General features: G+C 67.6%; 19 protein-coding genes. 7 read left to right on the forward strand and 12 right to left on the reverse strand.

The window, feature by feature from the left end:
• The first annotated feature begins 208 nt into the window (after positions 1-208).
• Positions 209-1066, forward strand: a complete 858-nt coding sequence (locus tag AL072_RS20775; protein ID WP_045584133.1) for an IclR family transcriptional regulator — start codon at positions 209-211, stop codon at positions 1064-1066.
• A 52-nt stretch (positions 1067-1118) separates the two neighbouring features.
• Here the strand turns inward: AL072_RS20775 and AL072_RS36020 are convergent, their stop codons facing one another.
• Both AL072_RS36020 and AL072_RS20785 read right to left on the reverse strand, forming a co-directional pair.
• On the reverse strand, positions 1119-2834 hold the full coding sequence (locus tag AL072_RS36020) for a methyl-accepting chemotaxis protein (RefSeq protein ID WP_045584134.1): 1716 nt from the start codon (positions 2832-2834) through the stop codon (positions 1119-1121).
• 220 nt (positions 2835-3054) lie between these two features.
• A complete protein-coding gene (locus tag AL072_RS20785; RefSeq protein ID WP_045584135.1) occupies positions 3055-3975 on the reverse strand; it encodes a LysR family transcriptional regulator in 921 nt (306 codons plus the stop codon).
• 250 nt (positions 3976-4225) lie between these two features.
• Between AL072_RS20785 and AL072_RS20795 the strand changes: the two genes are divergently transcribed.
• Entirely contained in the window at positions 4226-5089 is an 864-nt protein-coding gene (locus tag AL072_RS20795; RefSeq protein ID WP_162492061.1) for a hypothetical protein, read from the forward strand.
• Positions 5090-5142: 53 nt separating this feature from the next.
• On the opposite strand, the gene gcl is transcribed toward AL072_RS20795, so the two are convergent.
• A complete protein-coding gene (gene gcl / locus AL072_RS20800) occupies positions 5143-6912 on the reverse strand; it encodes a glyoxylate carboligase (protein ID WP_045584138.1) in 1770 nt (589 codons plus the stop codon).
• A gap of 121 nt (positions 6913-7033) precedes the next feature.
• On the reverse strand, positions 7034-7384 hold the full coding sequence (gene uraH, locus AL072_RS20805) for a hydroxyisourate hydrolase (protein ID WP_045584139.1): 351 nt from the start codon (positions 7382-7384) through the stop codon (positions 7034-7036).
• 338 nt (positions 7385-7722) lie between these two features.
• On the opposite strand from uraH, the gene puuE reads away from it, so the two are divergent.
• Complete coding sequence (gene puuE, locus AL072_RS20810) at positions 7723-8640, forward strand: allantoinase PuuE (protein ID WP_045584140.1); 918 nt, start codon at positions 7723-7725, stop codon at positions 8638-8640.
• A gap of 8 nt (positions 8641-8648) precedes the next feature.
• Complete coding sequence (uraD, locus tag AL072_RS20815; RefSeq protein WP_045584141.1) at positions 8649-9161, forward strand: 2-oxo-4-hydroxy-4-carboxy-5-ureidoimidazoline decarboxylase; 513 nt, start codon at positions 8649-8651, stop codon at positions 9159-9161.
• Positions 9162-9362: 201 nt separating this feature from the next.
• Here uraD and AL072_RS20820 read toward each other — a convergent pair whose 3' ends face one another.
• The 6 genes from AL072_RS20820 to oxlT form a co-directional block, all read right to left on the reverse strand.
• The gene (locus AL072_RS20820; protein ID WP_045584142.1) at positions 9363-10760 is read right to left on the reverse strand and encodes an NAD(P)(+) transhydrogenase (Re/Si-specific) subunit beta; all 1398 of its coding nucleotides are present in this window, start codon (positions 10758-10760) and stop codon (positions 9363-9365) included.
• Positions 10761-10764: 4 nt separating this feature from the next.
• Positions 10765-11190: an NAD(P) transhydrogenase subunit alpha part 2 gene (locus tag AL072_RS20825; RefSeq protein WP_045584143.1), complete on the reverse strand. Its 426-nt coding sequence runs from the start codon at positions 11188-11190 to the stop codon at positions 10765-10767.
• Between the two features lie 13 nt (positions 11191-11203).
• Positions 11204-12373, reverse strand: a complete 1170-nt coding sequence (locus tag AL072_RS20830) for a Re/Si-specific NAD(P)(+) transhydrogenase subunit alpha (protein WP_045584144.1) — start codon at positions 12371-12373, stop codon at positions 11204-11206.
• Positions 12374-12463: 90 nt separating this feature from the next.
• Positions 12464-12952, reverse strand: a complete 489-nt coding sequence (locus tag AL072_RS20835; RefSeq protein WP_045584145.1) for a CBS domain-containing protein — start codon at positions 12950-12952, stop codon at positions 12464-12466.
• Between the two features lie 74 nt (positions 12953-13026).
• Positions 13027-14052, reverse strand: a complete 1026-nt coding sequence (locus AL072_RS20840; protein WP_045584146.1) for a 2-dehydropantoate 2-reductase — start codon at positions 14050-14052, stop codon at positions 13027-13029.
• A gap of 606 nt (positions 14053-14658) precedes the next feature.
• A complete protein-coding gene (oxlT, locus tag AL072_RS20845; RefSeq protein ID WP_045584147.1) occupies positions 14659-15963 on the reverse strand; it encodes an oxalate/formate MFS antiporter in 1305 nt (434 codons plus the stop codon).
• Positions 15964-16453: 490 nt separating this feature from the next.
• Here oxlT and AL072_RS20850 point away from each other — a divergent pair, with 490 nt between their 5' ends.
• Positions 16454-16897: a GNAT family N-acetyltransferase gene (locus tag AL072_RS20850; protein WP_052710227.1), complete on the forward strand. Its 444-nt coding sequence runs from the start codon at positions 16454-16456 to the stop codon at positions 16895-16897.
• Between the two features lie 101 nt (positions 16898-16998).
• Here AL072_RS20850 and AL072_RS20855 read toward each other — a convergent pair whose 3' ends face one another.
• Entirely contained in the window at positions 16999-17217 is a 219-nt protein-coding gene (locus AL072_RS20855) for a hypothetical protein (protein WP_045584148.1), read from the reverse strand.
• Between the two features lie 414 nt (positions 17218-17631).
• Here AL072_RS20855 and AL072_RS20860 point away from each other — a divergent pair, with 414 nt between their 5' ends.
• Both AL072_RS20860 and AL072_RS20865 read left to right on the forward strand, forming a co-directional pair.
• Entirely contained in the window at positions 17632-18081 is a 450-nt protein-coding gene (locus tag AL072_RS20860; RefSeq protein WP_045584149.1) for a CBS domain-containing protein, read from the forward strand.
• Positions 18082-18175: 94 nt separating this feature from the next.
• The gene (locus AL072_RS20865) at positions 18176-19105 is read left to right on the forward strand and encodes a histone deacetylase family protein (RefSeq protein ID WP_045584150.1); all 930 of its coding nucleotides are present in this window, start codon (positions 18176-18178) and stop codon (positions 19103-19105) included.
• Between the two features lie 57 nt (positions 19106-19162).
• Here the strand turns inward: AL072_RS20865 and AL072_RS20870 are convergent, their stop codons facing one another.
• Positions 19163-20890 (reverse strand): pyruvate, phosphate dikinase, encoded by a 1728-nt coding sequence (locus AL072_RS20870; RefSeq protein WP_245636955.1) that lies wholly within the window; start codon positions 20888-20890, stop codon positions 19163-19165.
• Between the last annotated feature and the right edge of the window lie 4 nt (positions 20891-20894).

Consider the following 20894-nt stretch of genomic DNA (forward strand, 5'->3'; position numbering starts at 1 on the left):
GTGCCCTTCGTTGTGAGTGGCGCGTCGGTTTTGAATTATCGATACGGTATACCAGATGCCAGACACCCGCAAGACCAATTGCGGGAACTCCAAACTATTTCTGCCGCAGACGGAGTTGGGTGGGCTTCCGTTCGATTCCACTGGTCACTGAGCGATAATCGCCCTATTTTGACGGTCAAACGACCGTTTACCGGGAAGGAGCCCGCGCATGGCCGAAGCCGGCACCAGGACGACGCCCGCCGTCGCAGCAACCGTCGCAGCAACCGCCGGGACGACAGGCGGGGCAGCGGAAGAGGCGTCCGATCCGAATTTCATGACCTCGCTGGCCCGCGGCCTGTCGGTGATTCGCGCCTTCACCGAGCGCGAGCCGAACCTGACCATCGCCGACATCGCCAAGATCACCGGCCTGCCGCGGGCGGCGGCGCGGCGCTGCCTGCTGACGCTGATGCAGCTGGGCTATGCCGGGTCGGACGGCCGCAGCTTCTATCTGAAGCCGAAGATCCTGGCGCTGGGCTATTCCTTCCTGTCGTCGGCGCCGCTGGCGACGATCCTCGACCCGCTGATCGAGCAGGTCAGCGGCGCCGTGCAGGAATCCTGTTCCGCCGCGGTGCTGGACGAGGACGAACTGGTCTACATCGCCCGCGCGGCGACCAAGCGGATCATGTCGGTCGGGCTGAATGTCGGCAGCCGGCTGCCCGCCTACTGCACGTCGATGGGCCGGGTTTTGCTGGCGGCGCTGCCGGAGGCCGAGCTGGATGCCTATCTGGCACGGGTGCCGCTGAGGCCCTATACCGAGCGCACCATCACCGCCGCCGACGCCCTGAAGCGCGAGCTGGAGCGGGTGCGCGAGCGCGGTTTCTCGCTGGTCGACCAGGAGCTGGAGCTTGGCCTGCGGTCGATCGCGGTGCCGATCCGCACCGCCGCCGGCGGCGTGGTCGCGTCGATGAACGTCAGTGCCCAGGCCGCCCGCGTCACCTGCCCGGAGATGGAGCTGCAGTTCCTGCCCCGCCTGACCAAGGCGGCGGAGGAGGCGCGGGTGCTGCTGGTCCGGGCGCGGGGGATTTGATGGGATGCCGGCGGGCAGGCCGCCCGGCCGCCCGCGGATTGCCCTGTCTTGATCAGCGGGCCTTGATCAGCATGTCTTCCAGATTGTGGTTGATCGCCTCGACGTTGCTCCGGGCCTGCCGCATGCTGGACACCACGCCGCCGGTGAGCGCCTTCTGCTCCTCCGCGCTGTGGGTCACGCCATGGACCGTTTCCTTGACGCTTTCGACCGACTGCGCGATCCCGCCCAGGCTGCCGACCACCTGACGCACCACCTCCTGCATCGACTGGATCTCGACGGCGATCCGCTCGGTGGCGGAGGTCGTCTGCTCGGCGAGCGACTTCACCTCCGTCGCCACCACGGCGAAGCCGCGCCCCGCCTCGCCGGCACGGGCCGCCTCGATGGTGGCGTTCAACGCCAGCAGCTTGATCTGCGAGGCGATCGAGTCGATGAATTTCGCCACCCCGTCCATGGCGGCGGCGGCATCGTTCAGCCGGCCGGTCGCGGCGTCGGCTTCGGCGGTGCGGCGGTCGATGTCGTCGACCACGTCACGGGATTTGAGGATGTCCGCCGAAATCCGGCCGGCGGAGCCGCACATCTGTTCGATGGCCTCCGCAACCGCCGTGACCTGCTGCACCGTCTCCTTGGAAAAGCGGATGGCTTCCAGCCGGGCCTTGATCATCGGGGTGACGTTGGTCGCGAACTTGACGACCTTCTGCACCTGGCCGTCGTCGGACAGCACCGGGTTGTAGCTGGCATTGATCCAGACGTCGGACCCGTCCTTGGCCCGGCGCCGGTAGAGCGAGCTGTGGAAGCGCCCGCTGCGCAGGATGTCCCAGAAGTCGCGGTATTCCTGCGTTTCCCGGTATTCCGGGAAAACGAACAGGCTGTGGTTCCGGCCGACGACCTCGTCCAGCTCGTACTGCATCGCCTTCAGGAAATTGGCGTTGGCGTCCAGGATGGTGCCGTCGGTCTTGAACTGGATGACCGCCTGGGACCGGCCGATCGCTTCGATCTGGCTGCGGAAATCGGCGTCGCGGTCGTGCTGTCCGGTGATGTCGCTGGCGAACTTCACGACTTTCCAGGGCCGGCCGGCGGGGTCGAGGATCGGGGCGTAGGTCGCCTGGATCCACACCTCGCGCCCGTCCTTCGACTGGCGCCTGAACTGGGCGCTGCGGAACTCGCCGCGGCGCAGCCCGTCCCAGAAGGCGGCATAGTCGGGCTTCGCCGCCTCCGCCGGATCGACGAAGATCCGGTGATGGCGGTTCCGGATTTCCTCCAGCCGGTAGCCCATCAGGCTCAGGAAATTATCGTTGGCGCTCAGGACCGTGCCATCCAGCGCGAACTCGATCATCGCCTGCGACCGGCCGATCGCGGCGAGCTTGCCTTCCGCATCGGCGGATTTCAGCTTTTCCTCGGTGATGACGCTGGCGAACTTCACGACCCCCTGCGGACGGCCGTCGAATCCCAGGATCGGATTGTAGGTGGCCCGGATCCACACCTCCTTGCCATCCTTGCCGATCCGCCGGAATTCCCCCGTCTGGAAGCGGCCGGCCCGCAGCTCGTTCCAGAACTGCCGGTATCCGGTGCTGATCGCCTGTTCGGGATCGACGAACAGGCTGTGCGGACGGCCCTTGATCTCCGCCAGGCTGTAGCCCATCGCGTCGAGGAAATTCCGGTTGGCGTCGACCACCAGCCCGTCCAGCGTGAACTCGATCACCGCCTGCGACCGGTCCAGCGCGTCCAGCCTCGCCTTCTCATGACGGCTGTTGGTCGTGAATAGAAACATGTGGCGTCTCCCCGTCCCTTGGCGACCATCCGCGTCGCGCATTTCCCGGCAAGCCTTGCCTGCCTGTCCGTTTCTTTCGCAAACCGGGAAAGAAACGACGAGAATTCGGAAAGATTGGATCGCCATGGTCAGCAGGGTTCGTCCCAACCTTTCCGGCGGAGTATGATACGGACAATCGGCGCCGCTGTAGTCGGGGCTTCCCCTTAGGATGTCTGCTTGTTCAAAGCATCGCTTCCGGGGAAATGTCGTTCAGCGCCGCGCGAATCCTGGGCACCATATGGTCGGCGAAGGCCTTTACCTTGGCCGGCACCAGCGCCCGGTGCGGGTAGAGCACCGCCAGCGTCACCGGCTCCGGCGGGAAATCCGGCAACACCGGCACCAGCGCGCCGCTCGCCAGATGCCCGGCCACCTCCCACAACGGTTTCATGACGATGCCACGGCCATCCAGCGCCCAGCCGGTCAGCACGTCGCCGTCATCGGCGTCGAAGCGCCCGGACACCGGCAGCTTCACCGCCTCACCATTGTCCAGCACGCTCCATTGATATTGCTGGGTGCCGGGAAAGCGCAGCAGCAGGCAATTGTGCCCGGACAGGTCGGCCGGCTTGTCCGGCCGGCCGCGCTCCGACAGGTAGGCGGGCGACGCCACCAGCACGCGGCGCATGTCGGCGATCTTGCGGACGACGAAGCTGGAATCCTTCAGCGCCGCCATCCGCACCGCGACATCCACCGCCTCGCGCAGCAGGTCGAGCAAATGGTCGGACAGCCGCAGCCGCACCTCCACCAGTGGATGGGCGGCGCAGAAATCGGGCACCAGCGGCGCCAGGATGCGGCGGCCGAATCCCAGTGGCGCCGTCACCCGCACGCTGCCCGACGGCACGCCGGAACCGGCGGCGATGCTGCTGTGCGCCCGCTCCACCGCCTCCAGCACCTCAAGGCAACTGTGGTAGAACTCCATGCCGGTCTCGGTCGCCTGCAACTGCCGCGTCGTGCGGTTCAGCAGCCGCACGCCGAGATGGGCTTCCAACTGCTGGATGCGGTGGCTGACCATGGCCGGCGACATGCGCAGGTTCCGTCCGGCGGCCGACAGGCTGCCCAGCTCGACGACGCGGACGAAGATGCGCATGTTCTCGAGCAACGCCATGCTTTTCGGAGACTCCCTGCCGGACCGGTGGGTTACGGGTCGGGACCGACGCTAGCACGCGTCGCCCGGTGCTGGGAATTTGCCACTCCCGTTCGCAGCATTGCAGCGCAAAAACTCCCCCATCCGGCGATCCGGCCGGAGATATGTACGGATGCCCGCCCGGCTGCCGGCCCGCCCCGGCGCTATGATCAACGAAAGGTCGCGCAGCCCGTGGCCTTGGACAATGAAGACGTTCAAACGGGAGGGCAGCATGTTCGGACAGGATCGATTCGGCCACCGCGGGAATGGCCATGGCCATGAAGACCGTTATGGCCGGGGGCACGGTCATCACGGCACCGGAGGCGGGGGTGGACATGGAGGCGGAGAAGGAGGCGGTGGCGGTGGCGGTGGCGGTGGCGGTGGCGGTGGCGGTGGCGGTGGCGATGCCTATGAGGGGCTGTACGTCGTCGACGTCCAGGGCGTCGTCGACTTCCCGGCCCCATTCCTGGACGAGGAGGTGCAGGTCGGCGACCCGTTCCGCATCACGCTCGCCATGACGTTCGACGAGCCGGTGATCTCCACCGACGGCACCACCTACCGCCGTTATTTCGACGACCAGCCCAACCAGTTCCTGCTGTCGGCCCAGGTCGGTGACACCGAGATCGAGCATGTCGTCCAGGCCACCGTCCTGCCCACCGACGGGACGACACTGGTGGTCGGCGACGGCACCCTCTATCGCGAGTTCGTGGATGATCCGGAGCCGCCCCGCACGCCGGAGGATTTCCTCGCCGTCATCGCCCCCGGCACCACGACCGACCCGGCGAACGGTCAGGAGCTCTGGCTCAGGGCCCAAATCTATCTGGACGACCCGGCCGGCCAGTTGATCGGCGACCTGAACCTGGATGACGAGGCGACCTTCATTCCGGTGGAGGGCGGACAGGCAAGCGCCAGGTTTGGTCGCTTCCGCGAAGGCCCGGTGAATTTCGACGCCGACATCTACGGCGTCCCGACCTCGGTGACGCTGAACAGCATCGACCCGGCCGAGGTCTTTTCGACGGAAGGCTTGGCGGCGATCGGCTATCCGCTGAACAGCGGCGGCGGCGGCGGCGGGACCGGCTGCTTCGCGTTCGCCTGAAAACAGGAAAGGCGCGCCGCCGGGCGCGCCTTTTCCGTCCGAAGACCGGATCGTCAGACCAGGACGGTCTCGCTCTCCTCGACCGGCAGGTCCAGCGTCTCCTCGAACTCGGTGACGTTGTCGATGTCGGCGCCCATGGCGATGTTGGTCACCCGCTCCAGCACCAGCTCGACGACGACCGGCACCTGATACTCGTCCATCCAGGCCTGGGCCTGGGCGAAGGCGTCCTGGATGCGGTCGGGCTCGGTGACGCGGATCGCCTTGCAGCCCAGCCCCTGCGCCACCGCGACATGGTCGACGCCATAGACGCCGATCTCCGGCGCATTGATGTTCTCGAAGGACAGCTGGACCTGGAAATCCATCTGGAAGGCGCGCTGCGCCTGCCGGATCAGGCCGAGATAGGCGTTGTTCACCAGCACATGGATGTAGGGCAGCTTGTGCTGGGCGCCGACCGCCAGCTCCTCGATCATGAACTGGAAGTCGTAGTCGCCGGACAGCGCGACGATGCGCCGCTTGGGATCGGCGACGCGGACGCCGAGCGCCGCCGGCAGGGTCCAGCCCAGCGGGCCGGCCTGACCGCAGTTGATCCAGTGGCGCGGCTTGTAGACGTGCAGGAACTGCGCACCGGCGATCTGCGACAGGCCGATGGTGGTGACGTAGGTGGTGTCCTGGCCGAAGGCGCTGTTCATCTCCTGATAGACGCGCTGCGGCTTCATCGGCACCTGGTCGAAGTCGCTGCGGCGGTGCATCGACCGCTTGCGGCCCTGGCAGTCCTTGACCCAGCCGCCCAGATCCTTGAAGCGCCCTTCCGCCTTCCACTCGCGCGCCACCTCGATGAACAGTTCGAGCGCGGCGCCGGCATCCGACACGATGCCGAGGTCGGGCATGAAGACGCGGCCGATCTGGGTCGGCTCGATGTCGACATGCACGAACTTGCGGCCCTTGGTGTAGACCTCGACCGACCCGGTGTGGCGGTTGGCCCAGCGGTTGCCGATGCCGAGCACGAAGTCGGACTTCAGCATGGTGGCGTTGCCGTAGCGGTGGGCGGTCTGCAAGCCGACCATGCCGGCCATCAGCGGATGGTCGTCGGGGATGGTGCCCCAGCCCATCAGGGTCGGGATCACCGGCACGCCCAGCAGTTCGGCGAACTCCACCAGCTTGTCGGAGGCGTCGGCGTTGACGATGCCGCCGCCGGCCACCACCAGCGGCCGCTCCGCCGCCGCGAACATCGCCAGCGCCTTCTCGACCTGCTGGCGGGTGGCTGCCGGCTTGTAGGCGGGCAACGGCTCATACACCTCGTCGTCGAACTCGATCTCGGCCATCTGGACGTCGATCGGCAGGTCGATCAGCACCGGGCCGGGCCGCCCCGACCGCATCAGGTGGAAGGCCTGCTGGAAGACGTAGGGCACCTGGGCCGGCTCCAGCACGGTGACTGCCCATTTGGCGACCGGCCTGGCTATGTCGGCGATATTGATCGCCTGGAAATCCTCCTTGTGCAGGCGGGCGCGCGGCGCCTGGCCGGTGATGCACAGGATCGGGATGGAATCGGCGATCGCCGAATAGAGGCCGGTGATCATGTCGGTGCCGGCCGGGCCGGAGGTGCCGATGCACACGCCGATGTTGCCGGCCTTAGCCCTGGTGTAGCCTTCGGCCATGTGCGAGGCGCCCTCGACATGGCGGGCCAGCACATGGCGCATCGTGCCGCGCCGTTGCATCGCCGCGTAGAAGGGGTTGATCGCGGCGCCGGGGACGCCGAAGCAGACGTCGATGCCCTCCCGCTCCAGCACCCGCACCGCCGCTTCCGCCGCCGTCATTCTCGCCATCGCTCGACTCCTCACCAAACGCGATTGTTCGTGAGGACAGCTAAGCGCGTGGACGGCGGCTTCGGCAAATCAACGGGTTGCCTTTTCCACAGACTGGAAAGCGGCGCGAAGGGAGGAGAGGTCAGCTGCCGCGATAGGTCGAATAGGCCCAGGGCGAGACCAGCAGCGGCACATGGTAATGCTGGGAGGCGTCCTTGACGCCGAAGCGCAGCGGCACCTCGTCGATGAAGTCGGGGCCGTCGCCGGAGATGGTCCCGGTGCGGCGGAAATACTCGCCGGCCATGAACAGCAGCTCGTAGCGGCCGGGCTGGAAGGCGTCGCCCTGGAGCGCCGGGGCGTCGAGCCGGCCGTCGGCGTTGGTGGTGAACTCGCCCAGAACCGCGCCGCTGTCGAGGCTGGTCAGGCGGATGCGCAGGCCCGGCGCCGGGCGCCCGGCGGCGATGTCGAGGACGTGGGTGGTCAGGCGGCCCATGGGTGTGCGGTCTCCTTGATTTCGGGTGGTCGCGGCGGGTGCCCCCTCCCTAACCCTCCCCCGCTCCGCGGGAGAGGGAACTGCCGCCGTCTGTCGCTACGGCCACGCCGACAAGCGTCCAACCCCCTCTCCCTCGAAGAGGGGGAGGGATGGGGAGGGGGCACGCGCAGCAACTCATCTTCGAACCGCAACCTTAAGCCCAACCACCCACTTCTGCCCACCCACCGAAATCCGGAAACTGTCTTCAGCCCTGCGCCCAATCGGCCGATTGAAGCCCCTGCCGCCAATGGCTTAGCGTAGGATCCGCTTCGACCGCAGCGCAAAAGGGCGAGACGACGATGACCGACACCGCATATCCCCGCGACATGATCGGCTATGGCGCCACACCGCCACAGGCCAACTGGCCGGGAGGCGCCCGCGTCGCGGTGCAGTTCGTCATCAATTACGAGGAGGGCGGCGAGAATTGCGTCCTCCATGGCGATGCCGCGTCGGAGGCCTTCCTGTCGGAGATCGTCGGCGCCCAGCCGATCCCCGGCGCCCGCCACATGAACATGGAGTCGATCTACGAATACGGCTCGCGCGCCGGCTTCTGGCGGCTGCATCGCCTGTTCACCGAACGCAGGCTGCCGGTCACCGTCTACGGCGTCGCCATGGCGCTGGAGCGCAACCCGGAAATCGTCGCCGCGATGAAGGCCGCCGGGTGGGAGATCGCGACCCATGGCTGGCGCTGGATCGACTATCAGCATCTGCCGGCCGAGGTCGAACGCGAGCACATGCTGCGCGCCATCGAGGTTCATACCCGGGTCACCGGGGAACGCCCGCTCGGCTGGTATCTCGGCCGCTGCAGCCCCAACACCTGGCGGCTGGTCGCGGAGGAGGGCGGCTTCGTCTACAACGCCGATTCCTACGCCGACGACCTGCCCTATTGGGACGACAGCCATGGCCGGCCGCAGCTGATCGTGCCCTACACGCTCGACGCCAACGACATGCGCTTCGCCACCAACCAGGGCTTCAACAGCGGCGACCAGTTCTTCGCCTATCTGAAGGACAGCTTCGACACGCTCTATGCCGAGGGTGAGACGGCGCCGAAGATGATGTCGATCGGGCTGCATTGCCGTCTGGTCGGCCGTCCCGGCCGCGCCGCGGCGCTCGCCCGCTTCCTCGATTACGTGCAGGGCCATGACAAGGCATGGGTGGCGACCCGGCTCGACATCGCCCGCCACTGGATCGCCGAACACCCCTACGCCGCGAAGTGAGAGCGCAGATGCCCTACAGTCTGGACGATTTGAACCGCATGGACCGTGCCGCCTTCGTCGCGGCGCTGGGTGCGGTGTTCGAGGAAAGCCCCTGGGTGGCGGAAGCCGCCTGGGAGCGGCGACCCTTCGCCGATGCCACAGCATTGCGCGCCGCGATGACCGGCATCGTGCGCGATGCGGGAACGGAGCGGCAGCGCGCCCTGATCCTCTCCCACCCCGACCTTGCCGACCGTGCCAGCCGCCCGGCCACCCTCACCGCCTTCTCGCAGACCGAACAGGCGAAGGCCGGGCTCGACGGGTTGACCGACGCGGAGGCGCAGGAGCAGCGCGACCTGAACCGGGCCTATCGCGAGCGCTTCGGCTTTCCCTTCATCATGGCGGTCCGCTTCAGCAGCAAGCAGGAGATCCTGGCGGCGATGCGCGAGCGCGTGGCCAACGAGCCCGATGTGGAGTTCGGCCGGGCGCTGGAGGAGATCTACAGGATCGCCGGGTTCCGGCTGGACGATTTGGTTGTGGGATAGCGCCAGCCGCGGTTGCCCCCTCCTAACCTCCCCCGCTTCGCAGGGGAGGGACTGCCGCCGCCTTTCCAATCAAGCGCCTATCCCCTCTCCCGCGTGAGCGGGGGAGGGTTAGGGAGGGGGCATTCGAAGCCGACACCTTCCCAAAAACAAAAAAGCGCGCCGCCCCATCGGAGCAGCGCGCTTTTTCCGTCAAAGCCTTCGCTACGCGTCCATCGCCTTGACGACCTCTTCGGTGACCTTCTTGGCGTCGCCGAACAGCATCATGGTGTTGGGCCGGAAGAACAGCTCGTTCTCGACGCCGGCATAGCCCGCCGCCATGCCGCGCTTGATGAAGAACACCGTCTTGGCCCTCTCCACGTCGAGGATCGGCATGCCGTAGATGGCGCTCGACGGGTCGGTCTTGGCCGCCGGGTTGGTCACGTCATTGGCGCCGATGACGAAGGCGACGTCCGCCGTGCCGAAGTCGCGGTTGATATCCTCCAGTTCGAACACCTCGTCATAGGGGACGTTGGCCTCGGCCAGCAGCACGTTCATGTGGCCGGGCATGCGGCCCGCCACCGGATGGATGGCGTATTTCACGTCGACGCCCTCATGCTTCAGCGCATCGGCCATCTCGCGCAGCGCATGCTGGGCCTGGGCCACCGCCATGCCGTAGCCGGGCACCACGATCACCGATTGCGCGTTCTTCATGATGTAGGCGGCATCCTCGGCCGAGCCGGCCTTGACCGACCCTTGCGGACCGGCGCCGGCCCCGGCGGCAGCCCCGGCCGCCTCGCCGCCGAAGCCGCCGAGGATGACGTTGAAGATCGAGCGGTTCATGCCCTTGCACATGATGTAGGACAGGATCGCACCCGAAGAACCCACCAGCGCGCCGGTGATGATCAGCAGGTTGTTCTGAAGCGTGAAGCCGATGCCGCAGGCCGCCCAGCCCGAATAGCTGTTCAGCATCGAGATGACCACCGGCATGTCCGCCCCGCCGATGGGGAGGATCAGCAGGAAGCCCAGCGCCAGGGAAACCGCCACGATCAGCCACATGGCCGCATCGGCGTTCGACTGCACCAGCCAGCCGATCAGGATGACGGTCAGCACGCCCAGCGCCGCGTTCAGCGGATGCTGCATCGGGAAGACCAGCGGCTTGCCGGTGACCAGCCCCTGGAGCTTGGCGAAGGCGACGATGGAGCCGGTGAAGGTGATGGCGCCGACCGCGGTGCCGAGCGCCATCTCGATCAGCGAGCCCTTGGCGATGGCGCCGCGCAGGCCGATGCCGTAGGCCTCCGGCGAATAGAAGGCGGCCAGAGCGACGAACACCGCGGCGAGGCCGACCAGCGAATGGAAGGCGGCGACCAGCTGGGGCAGCGCCGTCATCTCGATCTTCTTGGCGACGACATAGCCGATGCCGCCGCCGATGGCGATGCCGAGCACGATCATCCAATAGGACTGCACGATGGGCGAGGCGAGCGTGGTCAGGATGGCGATGGTCATGCCGACCATGCCGTAGATGTTGCCCTGGCGCGAGGTCTCCGGGCTGGAGAGCCCGCGCAGCGCCATGATGAAGCAGATCGAGGCGACCAGATAGAGAAGGGCCGACAAGGTTTCCATGGTCTTACTTGCCCTTCTTCTTGAACATGGAGAGCATGCGCTGGGTCACCAGGAAGCCGCCGAAGATGTTGACGGACGCCAGGATGACGGCGAGGAAGCCCAGGACCTTGGAAAAGCCGAAGCCGGCCGGGCCGGCGGCGACCAGGGCGCCGACGATGATGACCGACGACACCGCGTTGGTGACGGCCATCAGCGGCGAATGCAGGGCCGGGGTGACGCGCCAGACGACGTAGTAGCCGACGAAGCAGGCCAGCACGAGCACGGTCAGGCCGGTGACGAAGAAGCTGCCATGGCCGCCGGCAGCCCCGGCGACGTCGGCGACCGGCGACAGCTGCGCCACCTGCACGGCCAGCGCGTCGACCTGATCGGTCAGCGATGCCAAGGTTTGACGAAAAGCGGCGATGCTGCTTGCGGGATCCGGGTGTTCCATGGGATCCGCCTCCTCACGCGGGTTGCGCTTCGCGGGCGGCCGCGAAGGCGGGATGCACGATGGCGCCGTCGCGGGTCAGCGCGATGGCCTTGACGATCTCGTCGTCCCAATTGACGGCCACACCCGTCTCCTTGGCATGCAGCGAGGTCAGCAGCGCCAGCAGGTTCTTGGCGTAGAGCAGCGACGCGCTCTCGGCGATGCGGCTGGCGTAGTTGGCATGGCCGACGATCTTCACGCCGTTGGCCGTGGTCACCACCTCGCCCAGCGTCGACCCCTCGACGTTGCCGCCCTGCTCGACCGCGAGATCGATCAGGACCGAACCCGGTTTCATCGACGCCACATGCTCCGCCGTCACCAGGATCGGCGCCTTGCGGCCTGGGATCAGCGCCGTGGTGATGACGATGTCCTGCTTCCTGATATGCTCGGCGACCAAGGCCGCCTGCTGGCGCTTGTAGTCTTCGGACATCTCCTTGGCGTAGCCGCCGGCGGTCTCGGCCTGTTTGAACTCGTCGTTCTCGACCGCGACGAAGCTGCCGCCCAGCGACTGCACCTGCTCCTTCACCGCCGGGCGCACGTCGGTCGCCGAGACGATGGCGCCGAGCCGCTTGGCGGTGGCGATGGCCTGCAGCCCGGCGACGCCGACGCCCATGATGAAGGCGCGGGCCGGCGGCACGGTGCCGGCGGCGGTCATCATCATCGGGAAGGCGCGGCCATACTCGCTGGCCGCATCGACGACGGCCTTGTAGCCGGCGAGGTTGGCCTGGGAGGACAGCACGTCCATGACCTGGGCGCGGGTGATGCGCGGCATGAACTCCATGGCGAAGGCGTTCACGCCGGCATCGGCATAGGCCTTCACATGGTCGCGGCTGTTGTAGGGATTGAGGATGGCGAACAGCAGCGCGCCTTTGCGGACCAGCGCCAGTTCGTCCTCGCCGCCCTCGGCAGCGATGAGCGGCCGCTGCACCTTCAGCACGATGTCGGCATCGGCGAGCGCCGAGGCGGCATCGGCGGCGATGGCGGCGCCCGCCGCCTCGAACGCGGCGTCGGTGATGCTGGAGCCGAGCCCGGCCCCGCTCTCAACCACCACGTCCAGTCCGAGGCCCTTGAGTTTCTTGACGGTTTCGGGAGACGCGGCGACGCGGCGCTCGCCCGCGCGGCGCTCCCTGGGGATCGCGATCTTCATGTCGATTGCTTTCAAAGGCCAGCCACGAGACAGCCCACGGCGGCAGGCAAGGGTTGCCCGCTTGCCATCGGCAACTGGGCGGGCGGCCGCTCACTGGTTGGCGACGACCGGATAGTCCCAGCTGTCGGCGGCGGCGCTGTCGGCGGCGGCGACCGCCGCCGGCACCGGCGCGGCGGCGGTCATCTCCTCCAGCTGGCGGCGGATCAGGTCGCGGACGCTGACGACGCCGACCAGGGTCGCGCCTTCCAGGACCGGGACATGGCGGATGCCATGCTCATCCATCAGGCTCAGCACATGGCGCACCGGGTCCGACGGGCTGCAGCAATAGGGGTCGCGCGTCATCAGCGCCGACACCGGCTGTTCGAGGATGGCCGCCCCGCGGTCGACCAGCGCACGCACCACGTCGCGTTCGGAAACGACGCCGACCACCGTGTTGCCTTCGGTACGGCAGACGTCCTTGACGACCAGCGCCCCGGTGTTCTCCGCCTTCATCAGGCGCAGCGCGGTGGCGACGGTTTCATTGACGCGCACCATGCCGATGCGCGTGCCCTTCTTCCGGAGAATGTCTTCGACCTTCATGACGCTCCTCCCCCCAATTCGATGCGGCGTCACGGCGGCCGGCAGCGTCCTTCGCAATGCCGGCCGCCTGTCGCCTAGTGCGCGGCTGCCACTTCCGGCGCCCGCTGCGGCGCGGATTGCGGCCGGCTGTAGCAGCCGGCGGTTTCGCCGCGCTGCTTGACCAGGGCCAGCACCACGTCGATGGTCGGCGTCGGCGCCCCCACCATGCGGCCCATCTCCTGGACGACCGACAGCAGCGGGTCGATCTCCATCGGCCGGCCGCGCTCCAGATCCTGCAGCATGGAGGTCTTGTGCGCGCCCACCGCGGCGGCGCCGTTGATGCGGCGTTCCACGTCGACGCGGAAATGCACGCCCAGCCGGTCGCCGATCTCCTTGGCCTCCAGCATCATCGCCTTGGCGACGGCACGGGTCTCGGCATCGCCGCAGATGACCTCAAGCGTGCCGTGGGTCAGCGCGCTGATCGGGTTGAAGCACAGGTTGCCCCACAGCTTCAGCCAGATCTCGTCGCGGATGCGGTCCAGCACCGGCGCACGCAGGCCGCCGGCCTCCATCGCCTTGGACAGCGCGACGACACGCTCCGACGTCGAGCCGTCGGGCTCGCCCAGCGAGAATTTGTCGCCATAGACATGCTGGATGACGCCGGGCTCGACCACCTCGGTCGCGGGATAGACGACGCAGCCGATGGCGCGCCGGGGACCGAGCCCGTTCCACTGCACCGCGCCCGGATCGACGGTCTCCAGCGTGCGCCCGTCGAAGGCGCCGCCGGTGCCATGGAAATACCAATAGGGAATGCCGTTCACGGCGGTGACGACGGCGGTGTCGTCCCCCAGCAGCGGCTGCATCGCGGGGACGACGCCGGGGACGGAGTGGGCCTTCAGGGCGACGATCACGTAATCCTGCGGGCCGAGTTCGGCCGGGTTGTCGGTACAGCGGGGGTGGACGACGGTCTTCTCATCCCCCATCAGCAAGGTGACACCGTTTTCGCGCATCGCCGCCAGATGCGCGCCGCGTGCCAACAGGCTCACCTCGGCCCCCGCCTGGTGCAGGCGAACGCCGAGATACCCGCCGATGGCCCCGGATCCGTAGATGCAGATCTTCATGCCGGATTCCCCTCTCCCCCGATTTCGCTTTTCGGATGCCCTGGGGCTGGACGGTGCCAGCCTGTCCAAACCGGCCGCATCCATCGGCGGCCCGGTCGCTTTGCAGCGGCATCCAACAGTCTGTCGCGCAAACTGTGCGTGGAGTTTGGTATACCACATACCGTATGTCAATGCGGAATGTGGGGAGACCGCTGAGAATGCGCGCCGTCCGGGTGCCCGTCCGGATCATGCGCCCTTCGCAAGGAAGCACAGGGTCAGCCCTTTCGCTTCGGCCCTTTCGCTTCGGCCCTTTCGCTTCGGCCCTTTCGATCCGGCTCTTTCGATGCGTGTTGACGGACCGGTTCGTATTCTGTATACAGAATATCAGCCTTTGAAGCGGGCTCTGCGGAGACGGCGCCTCCGATGCGGTTCCGGTGGTTTCGCTCCCAAAACGCAACAAACCGACAGCGGGGCCTTGCAGCGGTCCCGATGCCGGTTTGTTTCGTCGTCAGGCGATCGGACGATCGCCACTTTCAGTGCGGCCTTCCGCAAGGCCGCAAGGTCATGGCCGCAAGGTCATGGAGCGTCCCGGTTCGCCCCCCGGTTCACCGGGACACTCCGGTCCTGTCAGTCGGCGCCCTCGGTCACCAGCTTGCCGACCGGCTGCTGCCTGTCCTCGGCGATCTGCCGGGCCCGCATCGGCTTCAGGACGAAGATGGCCATGAAGGCGGCGATGGCGTTGACCGCGGCGGCGAAGAAGAACACCGTCTGCCAGCTGCCGGTCGACGCCACGATCACGTTGGCGAAGGGAACCACCAGCGAGGCTGTGCCCTTGGCGGTGTAGAGCAGGCCGGCGTTGGTCGTCGCGAACTTGGACCCGAAGCTGTCGGCGCAGCAGGACGGGAACAGGCTGTAGATCTCGCCCCAGGCGAAGAACACCAGACCGGTCAGGATGACGAAGGCGACCGGATGATGGCCCCACTGGTTCAGCGCCAGGATGCCGACGGCTTCGATGGCGAAGGCGATGAACATGGTGTTCTCGCGGCCGATATGATCGGACACCCAGCCGAAGAAGGGACGGGTCACGCCGTTCAGCACGCGGTCGATGGTGAGCGCGAAGGTCAGCGCCGGCAGGGTCAGGCCCATGATGCTGACCGGCATGCCGTCGAGGTGGAAGTCCTTGGCGATCGGGCCGAGCTGGGCGGTGGCCATCAGACCGCCGGCGGCGACCATGACGAACATCAGGTACATCACCCAGAAGACCGGCGACTTCAGCGTCTCCTGCGGGGTGTAGCTGCGGCGGCTCTGCGCGATGTTGGACTTGGTCTTCGGCAGCAGGTCGGGATGCGGCTCCCTCAGGAACCAGGCCAGCGCGAAGACGACCAGGCCCTGGCCCAGGCCGAAGACCAGGAAGGTCTGCTCGAAGCCGGAGGTCTGGATCATGTTGGCGATCGGCACGACGGTCAGCGCAGAGCCGGCGCCGAAGCCGGCAGCGGTCAGGCCGGCGGCGAGGCCGCGGCGGTCGGGGAACCATTTCAGCGCGTTGCCGACGCAGGTGCCGTAGACGCCGCCGGCGCCGATGCCGCCGACTGCGGCACCGAGATAGAGCAGCGCCAGGGAGTCGGCGAACGAGTTGATGACCCAGGCCAGGGCGCACAGGATGCCGCCGATCAGGACGACGATGCGGGGACCGAACTTGTCGACGAACCAGCCTTCGACCGGCACCAGCCAGGTTTCGGTCACGACGAAGATGGTGAAGGCGACCTGAATGGCGGCGCGACCCCAGTGATACTTCTCTTCGATGGGGTTGACGAACAGTGTCCAGCCGTACTGCAGGTTGGCGATCATCGACATGCAGATGACGCCGATGACCAACTGCATCCAGCGGCCGCCGAGCGGTGCGCTCGGCGTCCCCGAATTCATATGCTGCATCTTCTATCTCCTCCTAGGAAGCGGTTCTCTGCCGATTCGGGCGTCGCTTCTGTTTTGATGCTTGAGCGTTTTCTTTGATGCTTCGGTGATGTGATGCGGTTCTGTTGTGCTGTCGGTGGTCATGCGGCGGGGATGCGGCCCCGGGGCATTCCACGGATTTCGGGGGCGGGTTTTTCACCCCCCGCCAGACCGATGCGGTCCTGGGTTCGGTCTGGAATTATCAATATGGTATACCAGATGCCGAACGCCTGACAAGCGATTAGTGGACAAGACGAACTGTTTCCGCAGGCTGCATTCGGGCGGCGGAATGGGCCAATTCCGTGCTTTGAATTTCCGGCACGCGGAAAGCGCCGATGGGCCGCTTCTGGCCGGGCGCGTCATTGGCATATGGTATGCCAGCGCAGGAGACAGGGGGAGGCAGGCGGGGCTACGGCCCTCCGATGCCCAGGCCCTTCCCGGCAGAACCCATATTGATAAGGAGTCGACCGCCATGGACCAGCAGCAGACCATCGAGATCGCCGTGGCGCGTGACGATGCCGATATCGCCGCCAGTTACCCGGTCATGAAGGAGCTGCGGACCCACATGACCGATGCGGACGCCTACCGCGCGCAGATCAGGCGGCAGATGGACGACGGCTACAACCTCGCCCTGCTGCGGCTGGACGGCGAGATCGCCGGCTGCGGCGGCTTCCGCGTGCACGAGACGCTGTCGCGCGGCCGCTACATGTATGTCGAGGATCTGGTGACCAGCGCCGCCAAGCGCTCCTACGGGCTGGGCGACAAGCTGTTCGACTGGCTGGCCAGCGAGGCGCGCGAGCGTGGCTGCGCCCAGATGGAGATCATCTCCGGCATCCAGCGCGGCGAAGCCCACCGCTTCTATCACCGCAAGCGGATGACCATCAAAAGCTTCCAGCTGGTGCTGCCGCTCGCCTGACCGGCGACGCCCGCTCCGACGACTGGCGCACAAACGAAAAAGACGGCCTCCAGGGGCCGTCTCTTCGTGATGCGGTCGACCGTGAGGCCGGACCGGCGCGATCAGAAGGCGCGCGGGAAGCTGGCCCAGGCGGGGCCGGGCGGCAGCTCATCCTCCTGGTCCTTCAGGTCGGTTTCCGACGGGTTGGCGAGGCGCAGCGGCGCGGAGGAGAAATCGCGCTGCGCCGCCTTGCCGGCATTGGCGACCTGCATCGACAGGATGTGGTGGACGGTGCCGCCGAAGACGGACAGCACGAGTGCCAGGATCAGCATTTCCAACATGGTCGTCGCTCCGGTGACTCGGGGGTGTGGGGTGCTTTATTGGTTGGTCGGTTTCAGCCCGACGGACCTGTTATGACGCGGCGCAGCATGCAGATCAAGGTTCTTGGTATACAAGGTACAAGATGCCCGATATGCGCCTGCCGCATGCCGGGCATGAAAATATATGCGTAACGAACATACCGCTACTCCAATCATTTCCTCCACCCTGGATTGCCTGGGAGGTGGAGCGTCAGTCCCTGCGGAAAGCAACAGCGCCCGGCCCGATGCGGTCCATGACGATCTGAACCAGGGAACAGGGCCGCAGAAATTGTTTGATTGGCGTACTGTATTTGGTATACCATATTTATAGCGTGGCTCCCGCCGGGCGCTCCGCCATCCCAGCCATCCAGCTGCCAGCCGATCAGGAGACACGCCATGAAGGTCGAACATATCCTGCGCACCAAGGACTCCCGCGTCGTCGCGGTGCGGACGAGCGCGACGGTGGCGGACGCCATCCGGTTGATGAAGGCGGAAAACATCAGCGCCCTGATCGTCAAGGACGTCTGCCGCACCGAAGGCAACACGCTGGCCGGCGTGCTGTCCGAGCGCGACATCGTCCATGCCCTGCTGGAGCGCGGCGCCCCGCTGCTGTCGATGCCGGTGTCGCAGCTGATGACCCGCCAGCCGGTGACCTGCGCCCCGTCCGACAGCCTGCAGCACGCCCTGCACCTGATGGACCAGCACCATATCCGCCATCTGCCGGTGCTGGAGGACGGCCATCTGGTCGGCGTCGTCAGCGCCCGCGACTTCACCCGCCTGCAATTGCGGGAACTGGAGGGAGCGGTCGCCGCCACCGCAGAGCCGCCGGCCGCCTACGCCCACTGAACGACGCCCCGAAGCAACCGCCCCGAAGCAACGCCGCCATGGCCCGGGCTCCCGCCCGCGGCCCGGCGGTGCCTTTCCATGGGAAATGCGAACCGTGACCACCCTGATCTTCACCCATCACGATTGCTTCGCCCACGACACCGGCCCCGGCCATCCGGAAGCGCCGGAACGGCTGGCCGTGGTGTGGGAGGTGCTCGACCGGCCGGAGTTCCGCGACCTGGAGCGCCGCTCCGCCCCCGAGGCCGACGTCGAGCAGCTGTCCCGCGTCCATGACCGCCAATATGTCGAGGCGGTGCTGGCGGCGGTGCCGGACGAGGGCTATCGCCGGCTGGATCCCGACACGCTGCTGTCGCCGGGTTCGCGCGGCGCGATCCTGCGCGCCGCCGGCTCGGTCTGCGCCGCGGTCGATGCCGTGCTGGCCGGCGAGGCGACCAACGCCTTCTGCGCCGTGCGCCCCTGCGGCCACCATGCCGAGCCGGCCCGCGCCATGGGATTCTGCGTCTTCAACAACATCGCCGTCGGGGCGGAGCATGCCCGCAGGATCCACGGGCTGACGCGGGTGGCGGTGGTCGATTTCGACGTCCATCACGGCAACGGCACCCAGGCGATGTTCGCCGACGATCCCAACCTGTTCTTCGCCTCGACCCACCAGTCGCCGCTCTATCCCGGCACCGGCAATTCGTGGGAGCGCGGGGTGGACAACAACATCCTGAACCTGCCGTTGGAGCCCTACAGCGGCACCATCGAGTTCCGCCAGGCGATGGAGCGCGCGATCCTTCCGGCGCTGGAGGCCTTCCAGCCGGAGCTGCTGCTGATCTCGGCCGGCTTCGACGCCCACAAGCGCGATCCGCTGGCCCAACTCGGCCTGACCACCGAGGATTTCGAGTGGGTGACCCGCAAGCTGGTCGATCTCGCCGACCGACTCTGCGGCGGCAGGGTGGTCTCGGCGCTCGAAGGCGGCTATGACGCGACCGGTCTGGCCGAGGGCTGCGCCGCCCATCTGCGGGCGCTGACGGCGGCCTGATCCTCTCCTGCCCTCGATCCGCCGGCCCTTGATCCGCCGGCCTTCGAACCGCCCCCCTCAATCCGCAGCCAGCCCAACCCCCAACTCCCGCATCCACTCCAGCAGCAGGGCGACCGCGCCGTCCGGCTCCGGCCGCTGCAAGGCGGCGGCGCCCAGCACGACGACACCGTTGCCGCCGTCGATGGTCAGCAGGTCGCCGGTGCGGACCGTGACCGTGCCGGCGGTCATCAGCCCCTGCTCCGGATCGATGCGCAGGGCGCGGGCGCCGCAGACGCAAGGCAGGCCCATGCCGCGCGCCACCGTGGCGGCATGGCTGGTGAAACCGCCGCGCGCGGTGACGATGCCGACCGCCACCTGCATGCCGTGGATGTCCTCCGGCGAGGTTTCCGGCCGGCACAGCACCACCGGCACGCCGCCGCGGGACAGCCGTATGGCATCCTCCGACGTGAAGGCGGCCCGGCCGGTCACTGCACCCGGCGAGGCCGGCAGGCCGCGGGCAAGAATGTTGGCGGGATCGCCGGCCAGCGCGTCCGGCGCCAGCATCGGGCGCAGCAGCCCGTCCAGCGCCTGCGGATCGACGCGGCGCACCGCCTCGGCCCGCGTGACGATCCCCTCCTCCGCCATGTCGACGGCGATCCGGACGGAGGCCTCGGGCGTGCGCTTGCCGCTGCGCGATTGCAGGATGAACAGGCGGCCGGACTCCACGGTGAACTCGATGTCCTGCATGTCGGCGAAGGCGCACTCCAGCCGCTGCGACACCGCCGACAGCTCGGCGAAGGCACCGGGCAGGCGGCGCTCCATCGACTGTTCGGGCCGGTCCTGTCCGGCGGCCAGCGGGTCGGGGTCGCGGGTGCCCGACACCACGTCCTCGCCCTGGGCGTCGGCCAGGAACTCGCCGCACAGGCCGGGCGCGCCGGTGGAGGGATCGCGGGTGAACAGCACGCCGGTGCCGGAGTCCGGCCCGCGGTTGCCGAACACCATCGCCTGCACCGTCACCGCCGTCCCCAGATCCTCGGGGATGCCGTGCAGGCCGCGGAACGCCACCGCCCGCGGGTTCATCCAGGAGCGGAAGACCGCCGCCACCGCGGCGCGCAGTTGCTCCGCCGGATCCTGCGGGAAGGGCCGGCCGCAGCGCGTCTCGATAAGATGCAGGTAGCGCGGCAGCAACGCCTGCCAGTCCTCCGCCGTCATCTCGGCATCGCGCCGGTACCCCCGCTCCTCCTTGAGGTCGTCGAGCAGGGTCTCGAAGCGGTGGCCCGGCACCCCCATCACCACGCTGCCGAAGGACTGGACCAGCCGGCGGTAGCAGTCGTGGGCGAAGCGGGCGTCGCCCGACCGCGCCGCCAGCCCGATCACCGTCCGGTCGTTCAGGCCGAGATTCAGGATGCTGTCCATCATGCCGGGCATCGACACCGCCGCGCCCGAGCGGACCGACAGCAGGAGCGGCCGGTCGGCGACACCGAAGCCCGCGCCGGCCCGGCGTTCCAGGTCCGCGACGGCGCCGTCGATGCGGTCGGCCAGCCAAGCGGGAAGTTGGTCGGGCAGCCGATCGGGAGGTTGGGATTCCGCATCCAGCCCGCGGCCGGCCTCGGCGGCGATGACGAAGCCCGGCGGCACCGGAATGCCGAGCCCGGCCATCTCGACCAGCCGCGCCCCCTTGTTGCCCAGCCGCTCCACGTCGACGGAGCCATGGACGAGGCCGGGGCCGAAGGCGACAATCACGCCGGGCGGAATTTCGATGGCCGGAACCGATGTGCGGCAAGGCGGGATGATATGAGGTGTCATCGGC

Origin of the sequence: Azospirillum thiophilum (genome assembly GCF_001305595.1) — a bacterium.
Taxonomy (GTDB): domain Bacteria; phylum Pseudomonadota; class Alphaproteobacteria; order Azospirillales; family Azospirillaceae; genus Azospirillum; species Azospirillum thiophilum.